General features: G+C 29.6%; 1 protein-coding gene. It reads left to right on the forward strand.

Annotation, left to right across the window (positions count from 1 at the left end; all coding sequences use genetic code 11):
* The coding region (locus CAMP5053_RS08510) for a ShlB/FhaC/HecB family hemolysin secretion/activation protein (protein ID WP_337217660.1) at positions 1-274 on the forward strand (274 nt) is incomplete at both ends.

The following is a 274-nucleotide window of genomic DNA, read 5'->3' on the forward strand; positions in this document are numbered from 1 at the left end:
TTACAAGCAGGGGAGAATGTAGGTGAAACTGATGTAGTTATAGAAGTAGTGCCTGATACTAAGGCTAATGTATTATTATATGCTGATAATTATGGTATTAAAAGTGCAGGGGATATTAGAGCAGGTATTAGTATGGGATTTAATTCTATACTTAATATGGGAGATTATTATAATTTTTACTTACAATCAAGCAATGAAAAACAAATTAACTATGGAGCAAGTTATACTTTCTTTTTAGGAAATTTAAAAATTACTCCAAGCATATCTCAAGGAT

It is taken from the genome of Campylobacter sp. S4:11 (assembly GCF_024723695.1).
GTDB classification, from domain to species: domain Bacteria; phylum Campylobacterota; class Campylobacteria; order Campylobacterales; family Campylobacteraceae; genus Campylobacter_D; species Campylobacter_D jejuni_C.